This is a genomic window from Leucobacter sp. cx-328 (assembly GCF_014530035.1).
GTDB lineage: Bacteria > Actinomycetota > Actinomycetes > Actinomycetales > Microbacteriaceae > Leucobacter.
Map to the genome: position 1 here is coordinate 96262 of NZ_JACVMX010000002.1, position 21728 is coordinate 117989.

A 21728-nucleotide genomic window follows, 5' to 3' on the forward strand; every position below is an offset into this window, starting at 1 on the left:
TTCGGGTGGTTACGTGTTGAGGAGCTGCTCTGCGAGCTGCAGGAGTGCGGCCTCTGACCCTGCGCGACCGATGAGCTGAACGCCCATGCTCATGCCATCGGCATTGCGCAGCATGGGCACGGCGATCGCCGGGAGCCCGGCGACGTTGACCATCGACGTGTATGGCGCCCACTGGCACTGCAGTTCGTAGTCGGCGTCGGGGGAGAGGCGTGTGAATGCGTCGATGGCAGGCGCCGTCATCGCCAAGCCTGGAGTGAGTACGAAGTCTGTGAGTCCCCACTGCGCGCGCATGTGCTGTGCGTGGGAGTGGAGGTGTGCCGCCGCTGCGCGGTTGATGGCCTCGCCGCGCTGCAATGCGCGCTCGCGGAAGACCCTGGTGAGCGGCATGAGCAACGATTCTTCCTCGGGTGTGAATTCGAGCAGGGCGAGCCCTGCCGTCCATACCTTGCCGAAGGTCTCGGCGTAGTCGCCGTAGCTGAACGCGGTCTCTTCGAGGTGATGTCCGAGGTTGCCGAGTTTGCGCACGGCGATGTCGAGTGCCTGACTGGCATCGTCCGAGAGGGCAATGTTGTACGTGTCGGCGAATGGTGAGGTGGTGCTGACGCCGATCCGTGCCCCTGTGAGATCGCTCGCCCGACGCACGGCGAGGCTCCACGCTCCTGGCGCCGTTGCACGTGAAACGCCGCGCATCGCGTCGCCGAGCAGGGCAGCGTCGGTGGGGGTATGCGCAAGGGGGCCGGAGACAGTGAGCTGTGGCGCACCAAATTCATCGCGTGGGCCGTTCGCAAGGTCAGTCGGGATTGTGCCTAGCCCCGGCTTCAGGCCGATGAGCCCACAGGCAAGGGCGGGGATGCGGATCGATCCACCGCCGTCGCTCCCGGGTGCGAAGGGGAGAAGTCTGGCTGCGACCGCGGCAGCGGATCCGCCGCTCGAGCCACCTGGCGTGCGGGTTGGATCGAGCGGATTGCGGGCCGGGGGAGCTATGCGGTTCTCGGAATATGCGGTGAGTCCATATTCTGGGACCTGGGTCTTGCCGAGGGAGATCGTGCCGGCCGCGCGCAGGGTGGCGACGCCGGGGGAATCGATGCGCGAGGGGCTGAGGGGCACGCTCGTCGCGCTGCCGCGGGTCGTGGGTGAGCCAGTGACGGCAGTGAGGTCTTTATGCGCCACTGGAACACCGTGCAAGATCGGGAGTGCCGTGCGCCCCTCGCGGGTGAGTGCGGCCCGACGGATGTCTGCCTCGCCTGCGGCGTCGATGGCCTGCTCTGCGGAAACTGATACGAAGGCGCCGAGGTCTGCGTGCGTCTCGATCTGCGCGAGGTAGTGCTCTGTGGTTTCGCGGGCGGTGATCTCGCCAGCGCGGAGGGCGGCGGTGAGCTCGGATGCTGAGTCGGGAAGCGCGGACATGACACCAGCATATGAGCACCTTGTTGCGAACGGGTATCAATAAGGGTTAGAGTTGGCGCATTGCTAGAACGAGAATCGTTCTCAATTAGGAAGACACGTTATGCGTCACCATTCACTGACCAAGCGAGCTCAGATGCTCGGGGCCACTGGAATCGCGCTTGCCGCGACACTGTTGCTCACATCTTGCGGTACCAACGCTGCAGATGCTGAGCACGACAAACTGAAAGTCGTCGCTACAACGACGCAGCTCACCGACTTCGCCACTCAAGTGGGTGGGGACGACACTGAGGTTACGGGATTGCTCCCGGCGGGCGGATCCGCGCATCATTTCGACCCGACTCCCGCAGACCTGCTTGCACTCGGACAGGCCGATGTGCTCGTTGTGAACGGCGCAAACCTCGAATCCTTCGTGGACAGCGCGGTGGAAGCGTCAGGGTTCTCCGGCGTCATCATCACTGCTGCCGATGGTATTGATCTCGCGGAGGCAAAGCAGATCACGGCCGAGGGTGAGGACGAGGCGAGCGGAACTGCTGCCGCGGCCGATGCTGTTGCTCATGACCACGATCATGATCACGCCGATGAGCATGACCATGACCACGGCGATGAGGCGAATCACGACCACGCTGAACACGCAGACGAGGTTGCAAGCGAAACCGCGAATGATCACGACGGTCATGACCACGGTGACACCAACCCGCACCTGTGGACCGCTCCGCGCTACGCGGAGGGAATGGTGTCTGAGATTGCAGACGGTTTCGCACAGGCGGATCCCGAGCATGCTGCGAACTACACGAAGCGCGGGGAAGAATACATCGCAACGCTCACCGAGCTCGACCGGTGGGCTGCTGAGCAGTTCGCCGCTGTTCCCGAAGCTGACCGCGTTCTCGTGAGTGGGCATGATTCGCTTCGCTACTTCCTGCATGACTACGAAATCGGGTTCGCCGGTGCGATCCTGCCTTCGTTTGAAGACAACGCTGAGCCAAGTGCAGCCCAGATTGATGCACTTGTTGAACAGATTCACGCACGCGGCGTAAAAGCCATCTTTGTGGAGTCCTCAATGAGTCCGAAACTTGCAAAAACGATCGCCCGTGAGGCAAACGTCACGGTCGTCGATGACACCGCGCTATACGCCGATTCACTGGGCTCTGCGGGCTCCGGTGCAGAGAGCTACGTCGGGGCAACCGTACATAACACACGAGCAATTATTGAGGCCTGGGGTGGCAGTGTTACTGATCCGCCCGCCGCAGTAGACGCCGCAATGGAGGGATGAACCTCGTGACAAGCAATCAAGCAACCGCCGCAATCTCGCTCGACCGCGCAGCGTTCGGGTACGCGGGTCGAGCTCGGGTGCACGACCTCACCCTTGACGTGCCTGAGGGGGCGGCGGTTGCACTGATCGGACCGAACGGCTCAGGAAAATCCACACTGCTTCGTGGGCTCCTTGGGCTTTCCGATCTGACGGGAGGCACCGTGCACGTGCTCGGCAGGCTTCCCGCCGCAGCTCGCCGCGACATCGGGGTGCTCCCGCAGTCGGATGCACGTGATACGAGCCTGCCGCTTACACTGCGTCAGGTCGTTGCGATGGGCCTGTACCGACAGGCAGGCGCCTTTGGCCGAATTGGGCGCGCGGGCCGCGAGGCGATCGATACCGCGATTGCTCACGTTGGGTTGGCGGATCACGCCGGCCGGCTCTTCGGTGAGCTCTCTGGCGGGCAGCAGCAGCGTGGCATTCTGGCCCGTGCACTTGTCTCGCAGCCGCGTTTGCTGTTGCTCGATGAGCCGTTCAACGGCCTTGACCGCGAAAACCGCGACGTGTTGTTGGAGCTGGTGCGCGCGCAGCGCGAGGAGAAGCGCACGGTCATCGTATCGACGCACGATCTCGAAATTGCCCGCGAGGCATGCACGCACGTGCTGCTCCTTGCCTCGGGGCACGTGCCGGGGGAGCCGGGGCATCCGGCGGCCTTTGGCCCGCTTGATGAAGCGCTCACACTCGATGCCGTCAAGCACGCGTTCCATGAAGTCACCGTTGAGATCGATGAGCACACCGTAACAACGACCCACGAAGTGGATACCCCCTGATGGTATTTCTGGTGGCGGCCGTAGGCCTTGACTACTCAGTGCTCGACGCGTTCTCCATGCCGTTCATGAGCCGTGCCCTCATTGCCGTGATTGCGATCTCAGTCGCAGCAGGCATCGTGGGGCTGTTCGTGAGCTTTCGCGAGATGGAGTTTGTGACCGACGGCCTTGTGCACGCGGTGTTCCCCGGCCTTGTGGCTGGCTTTTTACTCGGTGGATCCGCCGGCATTCTGCCAGGTGCAGCGATCGCCGCACTCGGCGCCGCAGCTTTGTTCACACTGACCGATCGGCGCGGGGGCTCAGACGCTGGCGTTGCCGTCGTTCTCACCGGTCTATTTAGCCTGGGAGTGGTGCTCATTTCGCGCGGCGGCAGTTACGTGTCACAGCTGCAAGAGTTGCTCTTCGGACGAATCCTCATGGTGACAAGCGATGTCCTCTGGCAAATCATTATTGTCGCTGTTATTGCCGTTGCAATCGTGTTGGTCACCCGTCGTGCGCAGCTCATGCGGGCGTTTGACCCTGTCGGTGCTGAGTCAGCGGGCTTCCGCCCGTTTGCGACAGACCTAGCCTTAAACATCGCGGTCGCTCTGACCGTGGTGGCTGGTGTGCAAGCGCTGGGAGTGCTCATGGTGATTGCGGTACTGGTGGTGCCAATGGCAGTCGCTCGTCTGCTCACCAAGCGCCTCGGCCTACTTGTGCCGCTCGCGGTGCTGGTGTCACTTGCTGCCGGCATCATGGGACTCTGGTTCTCATTTGATTGGTCGGTGCGGGCAGGGGCCTCGGCCTCACCAGGGGCCTTGATCGTCCTCATGCTCATTGCGGCATACGTAATTGCGCTTGCGGTACGCGGTATCGCGCCCCGCAATACTTGGAACGGCAGGGGTAACGCATGAGCTACTTCGCACTCGCAGCCATTGAACTTTCTTTGCTGGGCCTCCTGGCAGGTGTCGCTGGAACACTCGTGGTGCTGCGCCGCCGTTCATTCTTTGCGGTCGCGCTCAGCCACGCGACGTTCCCCGGTGGTGTGGTGTTCGCCCTCGCCGGCTGGAATCTGCTCATCGGTCAGGCGCTCTTCGCTGCCGTCCTTGTGGCCATCATGGGGCTCCTCGCGAAGGTGCCCGGCCAAGGCTCTCAGGTTTCGAGCGGCGTCGTACTGGCATTTGGCTTCGCCCTCGGCACGCTGCTCACCGGCCTCAACCCAGGGCTTGGGGTGCCGGTCGAGGCACTGCTAGTTGGCTCGCCGCTTGGTGTCGCGCCCTCTGACGTTGTCGCGACCAGTGTCGTTCTGGTCTTGTCTGTGATGGTCGTGTGGCTCTTCCGGCGCCGCATTCTGTTCCAGACCTTTGACCCTGCGGGCTACACCGCTGCAGGGTTCTCCACGGCCTCGGTTGAGCTCGTGGTGACGAGCGTCATCGCTGCCGCGGTTGTTGTGGCCATGCCCGCGGTGGGCGCGATCCTGGGTGTTGCAATCTTGATTGCCCCTGCGGCAGCGGCGCGGATCATCGCCCCCACCATCACCTGGGTGCCTCCCATTGCGGCTGCCCTGGGAGTCGTGACTGGCCTGCTTGGTCTGTGGGTCTCACGTGAGTTTGATCTCGCTGCAGGCGGTGCAGTTGGACTCGTGGCGACTGCGGTCTATATTGCCGCGCTCGCGGGACGAGCACTTGTGGGCTTCGTGCGAAGCGCACAGCTTCGTGCCCGTGGCGGCGCGCGTTTGGGTACGGTGGAACCGCAGACCGAATGTGGAGGTGATGGTCAGCATGCCTGATCAACAAGTATCGCAGCCCGAGTTGGCACCCAAGCCGGCACTCAAAGTGGCACCAAAGTCGGCGTCCAGGGAGCGCCAGGATGCGCAGCCCAAGGCGAAGCGCAATACCTGGCAGCGTGAGGCGGTGCGCGCTGCGCTCGTCGAGCACCGCGGCTTCGTCAGCGCCCGTGAGCTGCATGAGCGCCTATGCGCGCAGGGCTCAACCATTGGCCTCGCAACTGTGTATCGGGCTGTCTCTGATCTTGCTGACTCAGGTGAAGCTGATGTCATCGTCTCGCCTGACGGTGAGAACATCTTCCGTTTCTGTGGAACGCACCATCACCATCACCACCTCATTTGCCGCTCCTGTGGTGCAACCCGAGAGCTGGAAGCCTCGGTCGTTGAAGACTGGGCGGGCAACGTCGGCGCCGAGCATGGGTTTGCTGAGATCGACCACGTAGTCGACCTCTTCGGCCTGTGCGAGAAGTGTCAGGCGGCCCGCGTCTAGCGCGCTCGCGATTCTTTTCACCCTCATCTGCAAAAAGACCGTAGGGTAAGACGTTTTCCGTGAAATTCGTCTTACCCTACGGTCTTTTGCATACCTAGGGTAAATCAGACCTAGCGGTCGCCTGCCCCAGCTCCAGCACCAGCACCAGCACTACCTGCACGGTACGCAGCAACGCGGCGCGCCTCAACAATGCCCCGTGCCCGCTTGCGCGCGCGACGCAGTCGCTTCCGCTCGTGGCGGCGCTCGACGAGCGTGTACAGCACCGGCACCAGAATCAGCGTGAGCAGCGTAGACGAGATCAGGCCGCCAATCACAACAATTGCGAGCGGCTTCGAGATGAAGACGCCGCCACCGGTGAGGCCGAGAGACATCGGAATGAGCGCGAAGATCGTCGCAGCCGCGGTCATCAGAATGGGACGCAAGCGCAGACGCGTACCGTGCTCGACAGCGTCTGCCAAGGACTCGCCGCCCTCGCGCAGGCGACCGATAAGGTCGAGCAGCACGATGGCGTTCGTGACCACGATGCCGATGAGCATGAGCAGACCGATGAGCGCGGGAAGTCCGAGCGCAGTGCCAGTGATGAGCAGGCTGAGAATCGCACCAGTCGCCGCGAACGGAACCGATACGAGCAGAATCATCGGCCCGCGGAAGCTCCTGAACGTCGCAATCATCACCACGAGCACGAGCGCGATCGCGGCGAGCATCGCAGCGCCGAGCTGCGCGAATGCCTCGTCCTGCTCGGCGGTCACGCCACCCAGCTCGAACGTGACGCCAGAGGGTAGCTGCGTCTTCTCAATCGCAGACGCCACGGCCGCGTTTGCGGCGTCGAGGCCGCCAGCCTTCGGCGTCACGCTCAGGGTCACCTGACGTTCACCGCCGGCACGGGTAATCGATGGCGCGGTGAGTACCTCTTCAACCGTCGCGATTGCACTGAGCGGAATGGCGGTACCGCGAACCTTCGCAGCCGCTTCCTGCTCGTCCTGCGCTGCCTTCGCGTCGGATTCTGCCTGCGCAGCTTGCTCGCGTGCCTCGTAAAGACCTTCGATCTGCGCGTCGAGACCGGCAATGCCGCCCTGGGCGCCGGCGATCGCTTCCTGGAGCGCGGCAATCTGCTGCTGCCGTTCTTCCTGTGCGCGCTGGGCCGCCTGCTCGTCAGGGGTCTGTGGCTTGCCGGGCATGATCGGAGCCTTTGAGAGCTGCGCCAGCTGCGAGTTCAGCTCCGAGAGCTGGGAGTTCAGCTGACTGCGCTGATCCGCCGCATCACTGATCTGCTGCGAGATCTCATTAGCGGCCTTCGAGCGCGCGTCATCGGCCTCGGCCTCTGCCTTCTTCTGCAGCGCTTCAGCGGCGATCTTCTGCGCCTCAGCGGTCTGCTGCGGGGTGACGGGGAGCAAGATCTCACCGAGCTTCTCGGCGGATCGCGCAGTCCCAGGGGTGCGCAGCAGAATCGAGCGATCTTGACCCTCGAACATGAGCTGACCGATGGTTTCGCCCTCGAGCGCGTTCGAAATCGCGGCGGCAACCGACGTGCGGTCGAAGCCGAGGCGGGCAGCCTTCATCTCGTCGAGCGTGACCTTCATGACGGGCTGTTCGCCCTGCAGCTCGCTTCGGACGGACTTGACGCCGTCGCTCTCCTTGAGCTTCTCCTCAAGCAGGTCGCTCGCCTTGCGCAGCGCCTCGGGATCCTTGCCGCTGATCTGCAGTGAGATATCGCTGCCGCCTGCGCCTGCTATAAATGCATCGTTGGTTGCTTGGCGGATCTCGCCAGCCCCCTTGAGCTTCTGCATCCGCGCCTCAACTGCTTCGCCGGTCTTCTCGGCGTCGACGCCCTCCTTGAGCATGAGGGTGTACGAAATCGAGGTCGGCAGACCCGGGGTGCTGCCACCGAGGGAGACGCTTGTGACGACGTCCTGCACGCCTGACACCTTGAGAAGTGCCTGCTCGACGGGCTCAGCAGCCTTGATGAGCTGCGCGGCGTCACCAGACTCGGGTGGCGTCTGGGTGACCTGCAGAGTTTCCTGGCCGGAGGAGCCGAGGAAGTCAGTCTGCACGAACGGCAACATTGCGAACGTCGCCACAAGAATAAGTACTGAAGCGGTGAGCGTCAGTGCGGGACGGCGCCTGGTTGCATTGAGCGCGGGCATGATGGCCCGCTGCAGGCGATCCGTCTCAGAGGCGACCTCATCGGCCTCTGAAAGAACTTCGTTTGCGGTGGCGCTGGGATCCGCGCCCTCGCCAGTGACTGCCGCGGTCTGCACCGAGACACGATTCTTGGAGCCGCGCATGAACCAGTAAGCCAGGACGGGAACGATTGTGAGCGCGACGAGCAGTGAAGCCAGCAACGCAATCGTCACCGTAACCGCAAACGGCCTGAACAGCTGCCCCGTGACTCCCGAGACGAGTGCGATCGGGAGGAACACGGCCACGGTCGTAAGGGTCGACGCCGTGATCGCTCCTGCGACCTGACGCGTTGAAGCGACGACGCCCTCGACCGTGAGGGGGCCAGTTCCGCGGCGACGGCTGATGTTCTCGATGACCACGATCGAGTCATCGACCACTCGGCCGATCGCGATGGTGAGTGCTGCGAGCGTCAAAATGTTCAGCGTGTTTTCGCTCACCCAGAGACCGATGAGGGTGATGAGAAGCGAAAGCGGAATCGAAACGGCCGCGATGATGGTTGACCGCCACGATCCAAGGAACGCGAGGATTACCAGGATCGCGAAGAGGAGACCGAGGCCGCCCTCGACCGAGAGATCGTGGATCGACTGCTCAATGTAAGGAGCCTGGTCGAAGAGTGCCACAAACTCTGCCTTGACGGTCGGCGCGAGTCGATCAAGCTCGGCGTTGACGCCCTTCGAGATCTCGACCACATTGGCGCCCTGGGCGGGGTAAACCTCGAGGTTCACTGAGGGCTTGCCGTTCACGCGCGCGATTGATGTGATGGGCTCAGCCTCGAGCTTGACATCGGCGATTGCTGACAGCTGGATGACGCCGTCTTCAGTGCTGAGGGGTGCGCCCTTGATCTGGTCGAGAGAGGTGAGCTTATCGCCAACAGTGACCGAGAGCTGGCCTGACTCAGACTGAGCCTCGCCTGCGGGGGCAGCCGAGCCCAGCGTGGCAAGCACCGCTTGAATCTGGGCTGTTTCTACCTTGTGCTTTGCGACATCCGCTGGCCGGAGGTCGATAACGATCCGCTCCTGCTGGCCACCGCTGAGATCTACGCGCTGCACGCCAGGCACTGCTGCGAGTGCAGGGACGACCTGGCTATTCAGGCGGTCGACGAATGCTGAGGCTGTTGCGGCAGCGTCGGCTTCCTCAGTACCGGTGGCCGCTGCCTTGTCGCCCGCGCTGAGCATGAGGGCAGGCATCGAGTCAGAGCCACCAGAGAAGACCTGAACGTTTGCATCTTTCGGCAGGCCAGGCTTGACCGCGTCAACTGCGCCACGGATCGCTCGCAACGTCTCATCGTCGCCGTCCTTGAACGACCACTCGGCGCTGATACTCGTCGAGCCGCTTGAAGTCGTCGAGGTCACCTTGGAGACGCCTGGCACGGCAGAGATTGCCTGCTCGAGCGGCTCCGTGACGGCCTGCGACATTTCTTCAGGAGCAAGCCCCTTGGAATCTGCCATGACATAGGCGGCGGGTACCTGCATGGACGGCATGAGCTCTTGCTTGAGAGAGGTCATGGACACGAGGCCCATGACCGCTACAGCGAGAGTGATCAAGCCGACGAGGAGGCGGTTTTTCAGACTGGCGCGAGTGAGGATTGACACCAGACAATACTCCCAAGTGAGGCCAGCAGGCGCATCGTCCCTAGGTACCATTCCGTGCGGTACCCCGGGGTCATTGAGGAGTTCAAGCGTTGCTTTGAGCGCCAACGCGCGTCAGGGGTCGGGCCAGAGTCGCTCCGAAGTGCGCCGACGCGCGCCGACGCGGGCAGGCGCTGCGCCCGGGCCTTGCAGTAGATATGCGATCCGCCAACCATATGCAGAATCCGCCGCCAAAGAACATATTGAGGGCCGATTACATATCTACGGCAAACCTGAGCGGCTAGGGCGTGCGCAGTTTCGCCTCTGTATGCAAAAACGCCTTCGGTCGGGCGAATATCGCCGAATCGACCTTACCCAAGGCCCTTTTTCATACCGAAGGGCAAAGGGGGCGAACCACCTAGCCGCGCGGGAACACCCGCACCCACCCGGGGTACTTCGCAGTGCGCCCGTCGCCGCTCGACTTGCCGGTCAGGCGCCGCTTGATCCACGGCGCCACATGTTGCCGAGCAAACGCGAGCTCGTCGCGGAACGTGGGCTTCGCGACCGGATCCGCGTCAATCATCCAATCAGCCGGGGCATCGTGGCCGAGGGTGCGCAGCACATTGGTGGCGACGCGGTGGTGACCGACGGGCGCGAGGTGCAGACGGTCGTGTGACCAGTACTGGCGCTGCGCGAGCGTGGGGTCTGACCAGTTGTCGGTGTAGCGAAGCCCCAGCGCGGCGGCGGTCACGCCCGCGGCGGTGACGAGTTCTGAACCTTTGGCGCTGATCCGCGCCCCATTGGGCAGGCCGACGGTTGGGTTCGCGCCTGCGAGCAGGAGGGGCTCCGCGCCCGATGCCTGGATGCGGCGCAGGGCAGCGTCGGTCTGGGCGATGACCGACTCGAGGTCGGTGCCAGGGCGGAGCATGTCGTTGCCGCCACCGTTGAAACTCACGAGCGTGGGTTTCAGAGTGAGCGCGGGTTCGACCTGCTCGGCGATGATCGGGCCGAGGAGGCGGCCGCGGATCGCGAGGTTGGCGTACTCGATCGGTTCGCCGGTGGCGTCCGCGAGGCCTTGCGCGACGAGGTCGGCCCAGCCACGGACTGATCCGTCTGGTCGCTCGTCACCGACGCCCTCGGTAAAGCTATCTCCGATTGCGACGTAGCGGATCACGCCCACTCCCTACCTCAATTACTGCGGTTTGCGCGCGCGGCTCTTAGCGCCGCAAGCGCGCCTATACGTTCTGTGCGTCGCGCGCCTGGTCGATGCGCTGCTGCGCCTCGGGGCTGCGCACGAGCGGCGGCACGATCTCGTTCTGCTCGTTCACGATGACGACGTCGTGGTCAACGTGTTCGACCATCGCGTGCACTGCGTCGATGAAGTCTCGGCGGCGGATCGCGTCCAAGACGCGAGCGTGGTCCTGCTCCATTTCGGCGCCCGTTGCGACGTTCGCGAGGCGACCGCGGTGCTCGGGGGTGCGGAGCTGATCGTTGATGCCAGCGTAGAGCGAGGACAGCAGGCGGTTCTTCGCAGCGTCAAAGATGAGCTGGTGGAACTTGCTGCTGAACGCGGTCGTATCAGAGCCGTCGATCATGCCAAGGACGGGGCAGCGGGTGCAGCCCATCTCTTCCTTTGCGGCCTCTTCGAGCGCGGCGATGTCTTCCTCGGTGCGCTGCAGGGCAGCCTGTTGCGCGGCCTCGATTTCGAGCGCGCGACGGTAGCTCAGAATTTCTTCGAGCGTGAAGTCATTGAGGAACTCGTTGAGCAGCGAGCTCGTCGGGGTGGCCGAACGCACGAAGGTGCCGCGGCCGGGTGCGGTTTCGAGCATGCCGACGCTCGCCAGTGAGCGCACAGCCTCTCGCACGGTTGAACGGCCGACGCCCATCTGTTCAGCGAGCTCGGGCTCGATGGGAATTCGGCTGCCGACGGGCCAAGTTCCGGTGGTGATTTGGCGTCGAAGGTACGCAAGTGCGCCGCGCGCACGATCTGATCCCATAGTGGAAGCCATTGCTTCGCCTCCTTGTACTCACGACTGCTCGTGATTGACGCTGGTGTGACTGGCTTCGTGTGGGTTCGCTCTCGCGAGGAAGCACAGTATGAGTCAGTATAGTTGTGACCCCTTCCGGCGAGGTGGCCGGAGTCGGACGGAATTCGGAGAGTCAGATGTCCCAGGTTGCTAGTCGCGGTCCCGCGAACCCATATGCGCTCATGCGTCAGGTGCCAGAGTTCACCCTCACGAGCGCGACAATCCAAGCGGGCGAGCCGATGCCCGCTGAGTTGTATGCAGAATATGCCGGCGGATCAAACCAATCCCCACAGCTCTCCTGGACAGATGTTCCAGAGGGTACGAAGAGCTTCGCGATTACGTCGTACGACCCAGACGCTCCCACCGGTTCAGGCTTCTGGCACTGGGCGGTGGCGAACATTCCCGCTGACGTGCGTGAGTTGCGTGCCAATGCTGGGGCGATCGGGGGCGCGGATCTCCCAGACGGCGCCTACATGATCCGCAACGAGAAGGGGGAGCCCGCCTTCACGGGCGCTGCGCCGCCCGAGCACACCGGCGTGCACCACTACTGGTTCGTTGTCCACGCACTCAACGTTGCTCACATCGATGTGCCGGCAGATGTTACTCCGGCAGTTCAGGGCTTCATGATGCGAGACGCTGTCATCGGTCGTGCGATTCTCGTGGCGACCGGCGAGTACGGCCAGGCTGTGTAAAACTCTGCAATCGCGGCTTCGCAGGAGAACTGGGGGAGTAGCCTGGCTGCAACGTCAATCTCCTCTGCTCAGCGCTTCGGCGTCGAGCTCTCCTGCGAAAGCGAGCCGACAATGTCACTGCCCTCACGCCCCGGCCTCGAACACGTTGCTGCATACCGTCCCGGTAAGCCTGCACCCGTTGGCCATGATGGTCTGAGTGCAAAGCTGTCGTCGAATGAGAACCCGTATGATCCGCTGCCTTCGGTGGCGGCCCGCGTGCAGGCGTGTTTGCCAGCCGCGATCAACCGGTACCCCGATCACGGTGCCGTGGTGATCGGCGAAGCAGTTGCTGCTCGGTTTGGCGTGAAGTACGAAAACGTCGTGTTTGGCTCGGGCTCGGTCGAGGTCGCCGGTCAGCTCATTCACGCGGTAACAGGCCCCGGCGACGAGGTCATGTTTGCGTGGCGTTCGTTCGAGGCCTACCCGATTCTCGTGCGCTCGGCGGGCGCCGTGCCTGTTGAGGTGCCCCTTGACGCCGGCGCACGTCACGATCTCGATGCGATGGCCGATGCCATTACCGACCGCACTCGTCTGATCTTCGTCTGCAACCCGAACAACCCGACTGGCACGGTGGTCGATCGCGCAGACTTCGAGCGCTTCCTCGCCCGCGTGCCTGAGAACGTCGTCGTGGTCATCGATGAGGCGTACACGCATTTCGACCGCGGCGCTGAGTCACCCCGCGGCATCGACTACTTCGGCAAGTTCCCGAACGTCGTTGTGCTCCACACCTTCTCGAAGGCCTACGGCCTTGCCGGCCTGCGCATCGGCTACGCGATTGCCCCCGTTGAGCTCGCAGATGACCTGCGCAAGGTCTCGATTCCATTCGCGGTCTCGGCGCTCGCTCAGGAGGGCGCGCTCGCGTCGTTCGAAGCTGAGGGTGAGCTGCAGGAGCGCGTCGACCAGCTCGTTGCAGAGCGCGAACGCCTGGAAGCAAAGCTCGCAGAGCTCGGTGTCCACTTCGTGCCTTCGCAGGCGAACTTCGTGTGGTTGCCGGCTGGTGAGCGCAGCGACGAGCTCGCGACGCAGTTTGCAGAGCGCGGCATTTCGGTTCGTTACTTCCCGGGCTCCGGCATGCGCATCTCAATCGGCCTCCCCCTCGAGAATGACGCAGTGCTCGAGGTTGCTGCGAAGTTCGCAGCCTAACCGTTTCGGTGGCGGGCATTGCTTCCGCCTCGCAATTCTGTTGCATAAGACGAGGTCTGTAGGGCAACTAGATTGCGAGAAGGGAAGCGCTGCCCGCAACTGGGTGTTGTCGCGCTCGCCGCATCACAAAACGACAACCGTTTCCAAAACGGTGGCTCAGACATTTGAAACCGTGGTGTCTTCGCGCATACGATGCTTGCAGCGGTGGCGACAACCCTGCGGTCCTGGACGTGTGCAAAGACGGCACGCGTTGGTCCTGTTGGGAGCGAGTTGCGGCCGTTCAGCCTCGGAGATTTCCCGTGGCGTTGACCAACCCGTAAGGATCCACACCCATGCGACAGACATCTTTCTCACGTCGCGCGCTCGCAGTAGTCGGTTTGACTGCTGCTGCCGCTCTCACGCTCAGCGGCTGCGCGAGCACTGACTCGGGTTCCGAGACAGGCGCAGACTCCGTCACGATTGGCATTAGCCAGTTCGTGCAGCACCCTGCACTCGACGCAGCGACCGCAGGTTTCAAGGAAGCCTTCACGGAAGCTGGCTACGTTGAGGGCGAGACCGTTATCTTCGACGAGCAGAACGCACAGGCGGAGGTTCCCACCGCGGGCACCATCGCTGAGAGCTTCGCTGGCAACAAGGACCTCGACCTCGTACTCGCAGTTGCGACGCCTTCGGCGCAGGCAGCAGTGAACTCGATTACCGAGATTCCCGTGCTCTTCACCGCTGTTACCGACGGCGTCGAGGCGCAGCTCGTTACCTCGAACGAAGCCCCCGGCGCAAACGTCACCGGCACCAGCGACGCTGTCCCCGAGGAAGCCCTCGAGCAGCAGTTCCAGCTCCTCAAGGAGATCAAGCCCGACGCAAAGACCGTTGGTATCGTCTACGCTTCGGGCGAGGTGAACTCAGAGGTGCAGGTCAAGAACGCAACCGCGGTTGCAAAGAAGCACGGCCTCGAGATCAAGACCTCGACCGTCACCACCGGTGCAGACATCTCGTCGGCAGCTGAGGCGCTCGGCAAGGTTGACGCGTTCTACGTCCCGACCGACAACGTCGTTGTTGCTGGCATCGCGTCGCTCGTCAAGGTTGCAGAGACCAATAAGATTCCCGTTATTGCAGCAGAGGCTGGCACCGTTGAGGGTGGCGCGCTCGCTACCGTCGGTATCGACTACTTCGCACTCGGCAAGCAGACCGGTGCGATGGCAGTGAAGATCCTCAAGGGTGAGGCTGAGCCCGCAACCATGCCGGTTGAGTTCGCTGACACCCTCGCGAGCACCTACAACTCGGCTGCAGCAGCGGCAATTGGCATCGAGCTGCCCGAGTCGATCACCGCTGAGGGCACCGACGTCTCGAAGTAAGACGTTGCGGGTGGTTCCCGTCGCATAGACGCGGAGGAACACCACCAGCGGTAAGCGCAAGCTCACCATTAGGGGTACCGGCCATCGTAAATACGCGATTGGCCGGTACCCTTATTTACAGACAGTGTGGCGTGACACAGATTCCTGTGACTGCCACACGAAGAAGCCCGTAACCGCTCGGGAAACCACAATGAATAGGACAACCGCATGATCGGTGCGCTCGAACTCGGCCTGCTCTACGGAGTGATGGCACTCGGGGTCTACCTGACCTTCCGTGTGCTGAATTTCCCTGACCTCACCGTTGACGGTAGCTTCACGACCGGTGGCGCAACCGCCGCATCGATGATCGTGCTTGGTTTCAATCCTGCCCTTGCGACCGCGGCTGGCTTTGGCGTTGGTCTCATCGCAGGTGCCATCACCGGCCTGCTGCATACCAAGGGCAAGATCGATGGGCTGCTCGCCGGTATCCTCACGATGATCGGCCTGTGGTCAATCAACTTGCGGATCATGGGTAGCACCAAGGAAGGCGTCGCTGGCACATCAAACGTGCCCCTGCTTCGCGCAGACACCGTCTTTACTCCGATCGATAACGCAGGCATCAGCAAGAGCTGGTGGAGCGTCCTCATCATCTTCGCCGGTGTCTTCATCGTGAAGCTCATCGTTGACTGGTTCCTGTCGACGAACCTTGGCCTCGCTATCCAGGCGACTGGCGACAACGGCCCCATGATCTCGAGCTTCGGCGTCAGCACCGACGGCACCAAGATCCTTACGCTTTCGCTTTCGAACGGCCTCGTCGGCCTCTGTGGTGCGCTTGTCGCTCAGTACCAGGGCTTTGCCGACATCAGCATGGGCGTCGGTCTCATCCTTATCGGTCTCGCGTCGGTCATCCTCGGCCAGGCGATCTTCGGTCAGCGCTTCATCTGGGTTGCAACCTTTGCGGTTATCTTCGGTGCGGTGCTCTACCGCATGATCATCTTCTTGGCGCTCAAGGCTGGCCTTGACCCCAACGACATGAAGCTCGTTACGGCGCTGCTTGTGATCGCCGCGCTGCTGCTGCCGCGCTGGGGCTTCCTCAAGAAGGTGCCCTCGCTCTGGAGCCGCGGCGGCAAGGTCTCGAGAGCAGAAGACCGTGACACCGCGCTCTTCGATGACTCGACTCCGTCGACCACCGAGAACATCAAAATCGACGCTGCGAACGCGAAGGGCTAATCGACATGCTGCAGATTGAACGCATCTCCAAGACCTTCTTCCCCGGCACTGTCAACGAGCGTCGCGCGCTCAACGAGATCAGCCTGACCCTCGAACAGGGTGACTTCGTCACCATCATCGGTTCGAACGGCGCCGGTAAGTCGACGCTGCTGAACGCGATCTCGGGTCGCTACTCGGTTGACTCGGGCACGATTGACATCGCAGGCAACCGCGTGAACAAGCTCAAGGAACACCAGCGCGCAAAGTACGTCGGTCGCGTGTTCCAGGACCCCATGGCGGGTACCGCGCCCGATCTCACGATCGAGCAGAACCTTGCACTTGCGGTGCGCCGCGGCAAGAGCCGTGGCCTCGGCCCTGCGCTGACGCGCGGCCAGCGTGACCGCTTCCGTGAAGACCTCAAGTCGCTTGAGCTCGGCCTTGAGAACCGCCTCACCGCAAAGGTTGGCCTGCTTTCAGGCGGCCAGCGCCAGGCGCTCTCGCTGCTCATGTCGGGCTTCACGAACCCCGACATCCTGCTGCTCGATGAGCACACCGCTGCGCTCGACCCGCAGCGTGCGGCGCTCGTGACTGACCTCACCGCTCGCATTGTCGGCCAGGGCGGTCTCACCACTCTCATGGTCACGCACAACATGGAGCAGGCGCTTGCCCTCGGTAACCGCCTCATCATGATGCACGAGGGTCGCATTGTGTTCTCGGCTGATCCCGAGCGCAAGAAGACGCTTACCGTTGCTGGCTTGCTCGAGGAGTTCTCGAAGATCAAGGGCGCACAGCTCGACGATCGCGCACTGCTCTCGTAACATCACTGCAGTCGAAAGGCGGGCCTGCTCGTGGGAGCAGGCCCGCCTTTTGCTATTTCCCGCGTTCGTCTGCGCTGCCGGGTGCGATCGTGTCTCGTGCGTGCACGCGTCCGAGCGCGGCCTGCAGCTGAGATTCGAGCACCGGTACCCGAGGGTCGAGCACGAACCGGTCATCGCGTGGAATGTCTCGGGAGACAGGGACTTCCGCCACGATCCGCGCCCCACCGTGCCCACCGCGCCCGCCTGCCTCACCGACCTCGCCAGCCCGACCAAGCACGAGTGCACGGTCGGAAAGGCGCACGGCCTCGCGAATATCGTGGGTAATGAGCAAGATGCTCCAGCCATGCTGTTCCCAGATTGCAAGGAGCCACCGCTGCAGGTCGTCGCGAGTGATCGCGTCGAGCGCCCCAAACGGCTCATCGAGCAGCAGTACGGGCTTTTCTTGCACGACCGTGCGCAGGAACGACACGCGCTGACGCATGCCGCCTGAAAGCTGTCGGGGAAACTGCGCCTCGCTTCCCGTGAGGCCGAAGGGAGCGAAGAGCTCGGCTGCGCGGGACCGGGCTTCCCGCTTGGGCACTCCAGCAACCTCGAGTCCGATGCTCGCGTTCTCCACCATGTCGCGCCATGGCAGCAGTACGTCGCGCTGCGGCATTGCGGCAAAGGGTCGGTGCGCTCCCATCGCCGCCGGGTAAATCACGGCGCCGCCGTAGCGGATCTCTCCCGCACTCGCGCGCACCGCTCCGGTCAGGAGGGATAGCAGCGTTGACTTGCCGCTTCCGCTTGCGCCAACCAGCGCCACGATCTCGCCTGGCGCAACCTGCAAGTGTAGATCGTCGAGCACGCGATGGCTGCCGAATCCGGCCGAGATGCCATCAAGCTCAAGTAATTGCGCGCTCATGCGACCTTCCCCCGTTCGATTCTCAGCCATGGCACGGTGATGCGTTCGATGAGCATCACGACCCCATAGAGGGTGAGCGTCAGTACCGAACTCATCGTGACCGCTGCGAGCACCAGGTCTGTACGAAACACATGTTTCGCTGACTGCATGTACACGCCGAGTCCGGCGACCGCGCCCGCATACTCGGCGAAGATTGTTCCGACTACGGCGTAGGTGATCGAGATACGGAGCGCTGAGAAGAAGGACGGAATACTCGCCGGGAGGCGGAGCAGGCGAAACACCTGCCATCTTCCAGCCCCCATCGAACGCAGTAGCGCCTCGGCTTCAGGGTCGGCCTCGGTGAAGCCTCGAAGCAGTCCGACGACCATGGGGAAGAACGTGACAAAGGCGACGAGGAGCACCTTCGGGAGTAGGCCAAACCCAAACCAGAGCACCACAAGCGGTGCAAGCGCGATCAGCGGCAGGGTTTGGCTCACGACAAGAATGGGCAAGATTGCCCGTCGCAACAGCTGCGAAAAATCGAGGAGTGCCGCCGCGAGAAAGGCGACGGCCACCGAAAGTCCGAATCCGACGACGGTGGCGGTCAGCGTTGGCACCAGGTGCCGCAGAAGCGCGTCACGCTCAGCGAATCCCGCCTCGGCAATCCTTGTCGGAGATGGCAACAGTTCTGGCGGCACCAGCCCTGCCTGCGTGGCTCCTTGCCACACGCCAAATAGCACGCAGCACGCGAGCGCGGGCGGCAGCACGACGGCTGCTACCCGCGCGCTACGCGGCTGAGTCACTTGAGCAGTTCGTCGGTGTAGTAGGTGCTCCAGTCAGGTTCAACGGTCACCGGCTTTCCCGAAGCATCAGCCAAGAAGCCGCCATCGAAGAGGAACTTGCCAAAGTCGTTCCACGCGTCAGGGTTTGCCGCACCGATTGCGTGGCCCTCCTGCACGAGGTAGCCGTCTTCGGCCATGAGCTTGGCGCTGCGTTGCACGAGCTCGCGAGCCGTGCCCAAAGTGTCAGGGTTCGCGTCGATGAGCATCTCGGCTGCCTGTTCAGGGTGGTCAGCGGCGAACTGGTAGCCCTTCGCCACGGCGCCAACGAATGCGCGGGCTGCATCGGGATGCTCAGCAAGATACGCATCACTCGAAATGATGCCGGTTGACTGCTGCACGGGTACGCCAAAGTCTTGGTAGCGCCATGCCTGGTATGGGTGGCCGTCAATTTCGTTCTGCAGGTTCTCCCACGTCGCGACCGAGAGCGTGAAGTCGATGCGTCCCTGCGACAAGGCTTCATACGCGCCGGTATCGAGCACGACCTCTTCGAATGTGCCGGTGCCGCCGTCACCCTGAATCGTTGACTTCGCGAGTGCTGGGAAGAGGGGCGCGCCAAATCCACCGAAGACCATTCCGTCGAGATCCTTCGGCCGGGTGATGTCTGCACGGTCGTTCAGGGCCACCAGGCGTCCGGTATCGGTCTGGGTCACGCGGTAGACCGAAAGGACGTCGAGGCCTGAGGTGCGGGCCATCTGTACCCCAGACTGCCCGCCAATGCCGAAGTCTGCTTCGCCAGCTGAGACCAGCTGCGTGGCAGAGGTTGAGCCGTATGGCAGGATCTCGACGTCGAGGCCGGCATCGGCGAAGTATCCTTCTGCCTCGGCAACGTAGACGCCAATGTGGTTGGTGTTTGGCGCCCAATCCAGTGCGAATGTGACGGCCTCTGTCGACCCGTCTGAGGTAGTGGCAGAGTCGGCGTCGCTCGTGCTGCACCCGGAGAGTGCCAGGGTTGCGACGGCGATTGCAGCCGTAGCCGCGATGCTGCGACCGGTCTTGAATGTGTGGTGACGCATGTGCGTGCCCTTTCAGTGTTCACTGGGCACGGGTATGTAGAAGAGTGTCTCCCTGCGCTGGCATGATCCAGATCAGGTTCGACGGTCGAAGGTTGATGACCTTCCTCTCAGCCCGGCCTACCGGACTCCCGTGTGTGCTCACCGTAACAGAACTCGCATGCGCCATGCGCTTGGCCACTGTGGAAAGGCAGGTCAGGCCGGAGGTGCGTCATTCCGAATCCCCTATGGTTGATCGTGTGATCGCACCAGTATCAACTTCGACACCAGCACCAGCACCAGCACTTGCACCGGAGCAGTACGGCGTCGGTGCCCGTTTCACGCTTTCGGTCTACGACTCCGACTACGTACGGATCATCTTGGGTGCCCTCGCCGAGGCGAACCGCGACGGGCTCACCATTGAGACCAATGACATCTCAACGTTCATCGGCGGCGCCGAGCAGCGAGTGCTCGAATTCTTGCACGAGGTCATTGCACAGGCCGCGGCTACCGGTGTGCACCTGTCGGCGACGATTCTGCTTTCGCGTGGCTGCCCTGGGGAACTCACGTGCGCGCTGCCAGCTGGCGTCACGGCGCTGGGGGCTGCGCCGGTGGCACTTGTACCCACTGGGGTGCGAGCTCGCGCGCACTGGTCGCTGTACCCGTTGCTTGACGGTGACTCGACGGGTGATCATATGACGCCAATTTATGAGGCAATTGAGTCGGCGAAGCAGGCCGGAGTGTATTCGGGCTCAGACCACTTCGCGACGCGACTCGACGGCGACCTTGCTGATGTGCTCGCAACCGCTGCTAACGGCTGGATCGGTGTTGGCGCCGTCGTGCAGCACGTCACCACGCATCTCACGGTCTCGCTCAACAGCCCGACCACGATTACCGACTGAGCCGGGGAGCGCGATGACGCAGATGCACCTCGTGGCGATGGTGAACCCGCCAACGAGTCAGTACGCAGAGAACTGGCGCCACCCGCTCTCGCGCACTGACTGGCTGAGCGGCAAGTTCTTTACTGACCTCGCGCGCATCCTGGAGCGCGGGTGCTTCGACATGATGTTCTTTGCGGATGCGCTCGCGGTGCCTGAGGATCGACACGGTGACTTTGCCACCACGCTGCGCACGGCGGGGAAGGGGAGCATCTACTTCGATCCGGTGACGCTCATCTCGCACGTCGCCGCGGTAACGACCCATTTGGGACTCGGGGCGACCGTGTCAACGAGTTTTGTGCCGCCGTATGCGATCGCACGCCAGCTGCTGTCGGTCGATCATCTCTCTGGCGGTCGCGTCGCTTGGAATATCGTCACCTCGACGACCAACGCTGAGGCGCGCAATATGGGGCACGCGGCGATCGCATCGCCCACCGACCGCTACGATCATGCTGACTCGGTCGTTGAGACGGTACGGGCGCTGTGGCAGTCGTGGGAACCCGATGCGATGGTGCTCGATCAGGCAAATGGTGAATTTGTGGATGCGGATCGTGTGCACCGCATCCCCGCGGGACTTGGCTCACGCGGCCCGCTCACGCTCCCGAGCAGCTCACAGCGTGAGCCTGTGCTCATGCAGGCGGGGTCGTCGCCGCGTGGCCGTGACTTCGCTGCACGCTGGGCAGAGGTCGTGTTCGCGATTGGCGACTCTGCCGAGCAGATGCGCGAACTGCGCACCGAACTCCGAGAACGCGCGCAGCGTGATTACGGACGTGACCCAGATTCCATCAGGGTGCTGCAGGGCGTGCAACCCATCGTGGGGTCCACTGATGCTGCGGCGGCAGCGAAGCTCGCGGAGCTTCGCGCGGCCATCGATCTCCCCGCAGCGGTGACGAAACTTGAGCGACTGTTACACGCAGACTCGCTCGACCTGGCGGCATCGGCCGTCGACGTGCTCGATGCGCACCGCGGCGCGACCGGAAGCACCGGGTTCGAGGACATGCTGCGTGCGGTGAGTGAGCGGCGCTCGTTCACGGTTGCCGATCTCGCGCTTGAGCAGGCAATGAACCAGCTGCATCCGCAGTTGGTCGGGTCACCGGCGTCGATTGCTGACGAGCTGGAGCACCTCTTCCGCACCGAGGCGGCCGATGGGTTCATTATCTTCCCTGCGCTCTACCACGCATCGTTCGAAGACTTCGTGAACGGTGTCGTGCCTGAACTGCAGCGACGCGGAGTATTCAGGCAGTCGTACGCGCACTCGACGCTGCGCGGGACACTCGGTATGAACTGAGCGCCCCAGAACACACAGCGAACATCCGCGTGTTTCGCGCCCCTC

At 63.0% G+C, this 21728-nt stretch carries 19 protein-coding genes and 1 riboswitch; of the genes, 12 read left to right on the forward strand and 7 right to left on the reverse strand.

The features are described from left to right. Positions 1-9: 9 nt before the first annotated feature. On the reverse strand, positions 10-1407 hold the full coding sequence (locus tag ICL81_RS03105; protein ID WP_188033521.1) for an amidase: 1398 nt from the start codon (positions 1405-1407) through the stop codon (positions 10-12). A 100-nt stretch (positions 1408-1507) separates the two neighbouring features. Between ICL81_RS03105 and ICL81_RS03110 the strand changes: the two genes are divergently transcribed. The 5 genes from ICL81_RS03110 to ICL81_RS03130 are packed head-to-tail and all read left to right on the forward strand — an operon-like array spanning position 1508 to position 5738. Beyond that, positions 1508-2677 (forward strand): metal ABC transporter substrate-binding protein, encoded by a 1170-nt coding sequence (locus ICL81_RS03110; protein WP_188033522.1) that lies wholly within the window; start codon positions 1508-1510, stop codon positions 2675-2677. A gap of 5 nt (positions 2678-2682) precedes the next feature. After that, positions 2683-3486 carry an ABC transporter ATP-binding protein gene (locus ICL81_RS03115; RefSeq protein ID WP_353055402.1) on the forward strand — a complete coding sequence of 268 codons (804 nt, stop codon included), beginning with the start codon at positions 2683-2685 and terminating at the stop codon, positions 3484-3486. Then, positions 3486-4376, forward strand: a complete 891-nt coding sequence (locus ICL81_RS03120; protein ID WP_188033524.1) for a metal ABC transporter permease — start codon at positions 3486-3488, stop codon at positions 4374-4376. The genes ICL81_RS03115 and ICL81_RS03120 overlap by 1 nt, the downstream gene beginning before the upstream one ends. Beyond that, positions 4373-5251: a metal ABC transporter permease gene (locus ICL81_RS03125; RefSeq protein ID WP_188033525.1), complete on the forward strand. Its 879-nt coding sequence runs from the start codon at positions 4373-4375 to the stop codon at positions 5249-5251. Before ICL81_RS03120 ends, ICL81_RS03125 begins: the two co-directional genes overlap by 4 nt. Next, on the forward strand, positions 5244-5738 hold the full coding sequence (locus tag ICL81_RS03130) for a transcriptional repressor (RefSeq protein WP_188033526.1): 495 nt from the start codon (positions 5244-5246) through the stop codon (positions 5736-5738). The genes ICL81_RS03125 and ICL81_RS03130 overlap by 8 nt, the downstream gene beginning before the upstream one ends. A 110-nt stretch (positions 5739-5848) precedes the next feature. On the opposite strand, the gene ICL81_RS03135 is transcribed toward ICL81_RS03130, so the two are convergent. The 3 genes from ICL81_RS03135 to ICL81_RS03145 all read right to left on the reverse strand — a co-directional run bounded on the left by ICL81_RS03135 (position 5849) and on the right by ICL81_RS03145 (position 11496). Next, positions 5849-9511: an efflux RND transporter permease subunit gene (locus tag ICL81_RS03135; RefSeq protein WP_353055403.1), complete on the reverse strand. Its 3663-nt coding sequence runs from the start codon at positions 9509-9511 to the stop codon at positions 5849-5851. A gap of 394 nt (positions 9512-9905) precedes the next feature. Beyond that, entirely contained in the window at positions 9906-10658 is a 753-nt protein-coding gene (locus ICL81_RS03140) for an SGNH/GDSL hydrolase family protein (protein ID WP_370566840.1), read from the reverse strand. Between the two features lie 64 nt (positions 10659-10722). Then, complete coding sequence (locus ICL81_RS03145) at positions 10723-11496, reverse strand: FadR/GntR family transcriptional regulator (protein ID WP_188033529.1); 774 nt, start codon at positions 11494-11496, stop codon at positions 10723-10725. 155 nt (positions 11497-11651) lie between these two features. Here ICL81_RS03145 and ICL81_RS03150 point away from each other — a divergent pair, with 155 nt between their 5' ends. From ICL81_RS03150 to ICL81_RS03170, 5 genes are all read left to right on the forward strand, one after another. Beyond that, positions 11652-12206: a YbhB/YbcL family Raf kinase inhibitor-like protein gene (locus ICL81_RS03150; protein WP_188033530.1), complete on the forward strand. Its 555-nt coding sequence runs from the start codon at positions 11652-11654 to the stop codon at positions 12204-12206. Between the two features lie 111 nt (positions 12207-12317). Continuing rightward, positions 12318-13388 (forward strand): histidinol-phosphate transaminase, encoded by a 1071-nt coding sequence (gene hisC, locus ICL81_RS03155; RefSeq protein ID WP_188033531.1) that lies wholly within the window; start codon positions 12318-12320, stop codon positions 13386-13388. A 332-nt stretch (positions 13389-13720) separates the two neighbouring features. After that, positions 13721-14740, forward strand: coding sequence for an ABC transporter substrate-binding protein (locus tag ICL81_RS03160; RefSeq protein ID WP_188033532.1), 1020 nt, complete (start codon positions 13721-13723; stop codon positions 14738-14740). 207 nt (positions 14741-14947) lie between these two features. Then, positions 14948-15949 (forward strand): ABC transporter permease, encoded by a 1002-nt coding sequence (locus ICL81_RS03165; RefSeq protein ID WP_188033533.1) that lies wholly within the window; start codon positions 14948-14950, stop codon positions 15947-15949. 5 nt (positions 15950-15954) lie between these two features. Continuing rightward, positions 15955-16746 carry an ABC transporter ATP-binding protein gene (locus ICL81_RS03170; RefSeq protein WP_188033534.1) on the forward strand — a complete coding sequence of 264 codons (792 nt, stop codon included), beginning with the start codon at positions 15955-15957 and terminating at the stop codon, positions 16744-16746. Positions 16747-16798: 52 nt separating this feature from the next. Here ICL81_RS03170 and ICL81_RS03175 read toward each other — a convergent pair whose 3' ends face one another. The 3 genes from ICL81_RS03175 to ICL81_RS03185 are packed head-to-tail and all read right to left on the reverse strand — an operon-like array spanning position 16799 to position 19481. After that, entirely contained in the window at positions 16799-17647 is an 849-nt protein-coding gene (locus tag ICL81_RS03175) for an ABC transporter ATP-binding protein (RefSeq protein WP_188033535.1), read from the reverse strand. After that, positions 17644-18429, reverse strand: coding sequence for an ABC transporter permease (locus tag ICL81_RS03180; protein ID WP_188033536.1), 786 nt, complete (start codon positions 18427-18429; stop codon positions 17644-17646). The genes ICL81_RS03175 and ICL81_RS03180 overlap by 4 nt, the downstream gene beginning before the upstream one ends. Next, positions 18426-19481 carry an ABC transporter substrate-binding protein gene (locus tag ICL81_RS03185; protein WP_188033537.1) on the reverse strand — a complete coding sequence of 352 codons (1056 nt, stop codon included), beginning with the start codon at positions 19479-19481 and terminating at the stop codon, positions 18426-18428. Before ICL81_RS03185 ends, ICL81_RS03180 begins: the two co-directional genes overlap by 4 nt. Positions 19482-19513: 32 nt before the next feature. Continuing rightward, positions 19514-19623, reverse strand: a riboswitch (TPP riboswitch). A 94-nt stretch (positions 19624-19717) separates the two neighbouring features. On the opposite strand from ICL81_RS03185, the gene ICL81_RS03190 reads away from it, so the two are divergent. Then, positions 19718-20359, forward strand: coding sequence for a YkoF family thiamine/hydroxymethylpyrimidine-binding protein (locus tag ICL81_RS03190; RefSeq protein ID WP_353055404.1), 642 nt, complete (start codon positions 19718-19720; stop codon positions 20357-20359). A gap of 13 nt (positions 20360-20372) precedes the next feature. Next, entirely contained in the window at positions 20373-21683 is a 1311-nt protein-coding gene (locus ICL81_RS03195) for an NtaA/DmoA family FMN-dependent monooxygenase (protein ID WP_251381729.1), read from the forward strand. The last annotated feature ends 45 nt before the right edge of the window (positions 21684-21728 follow it).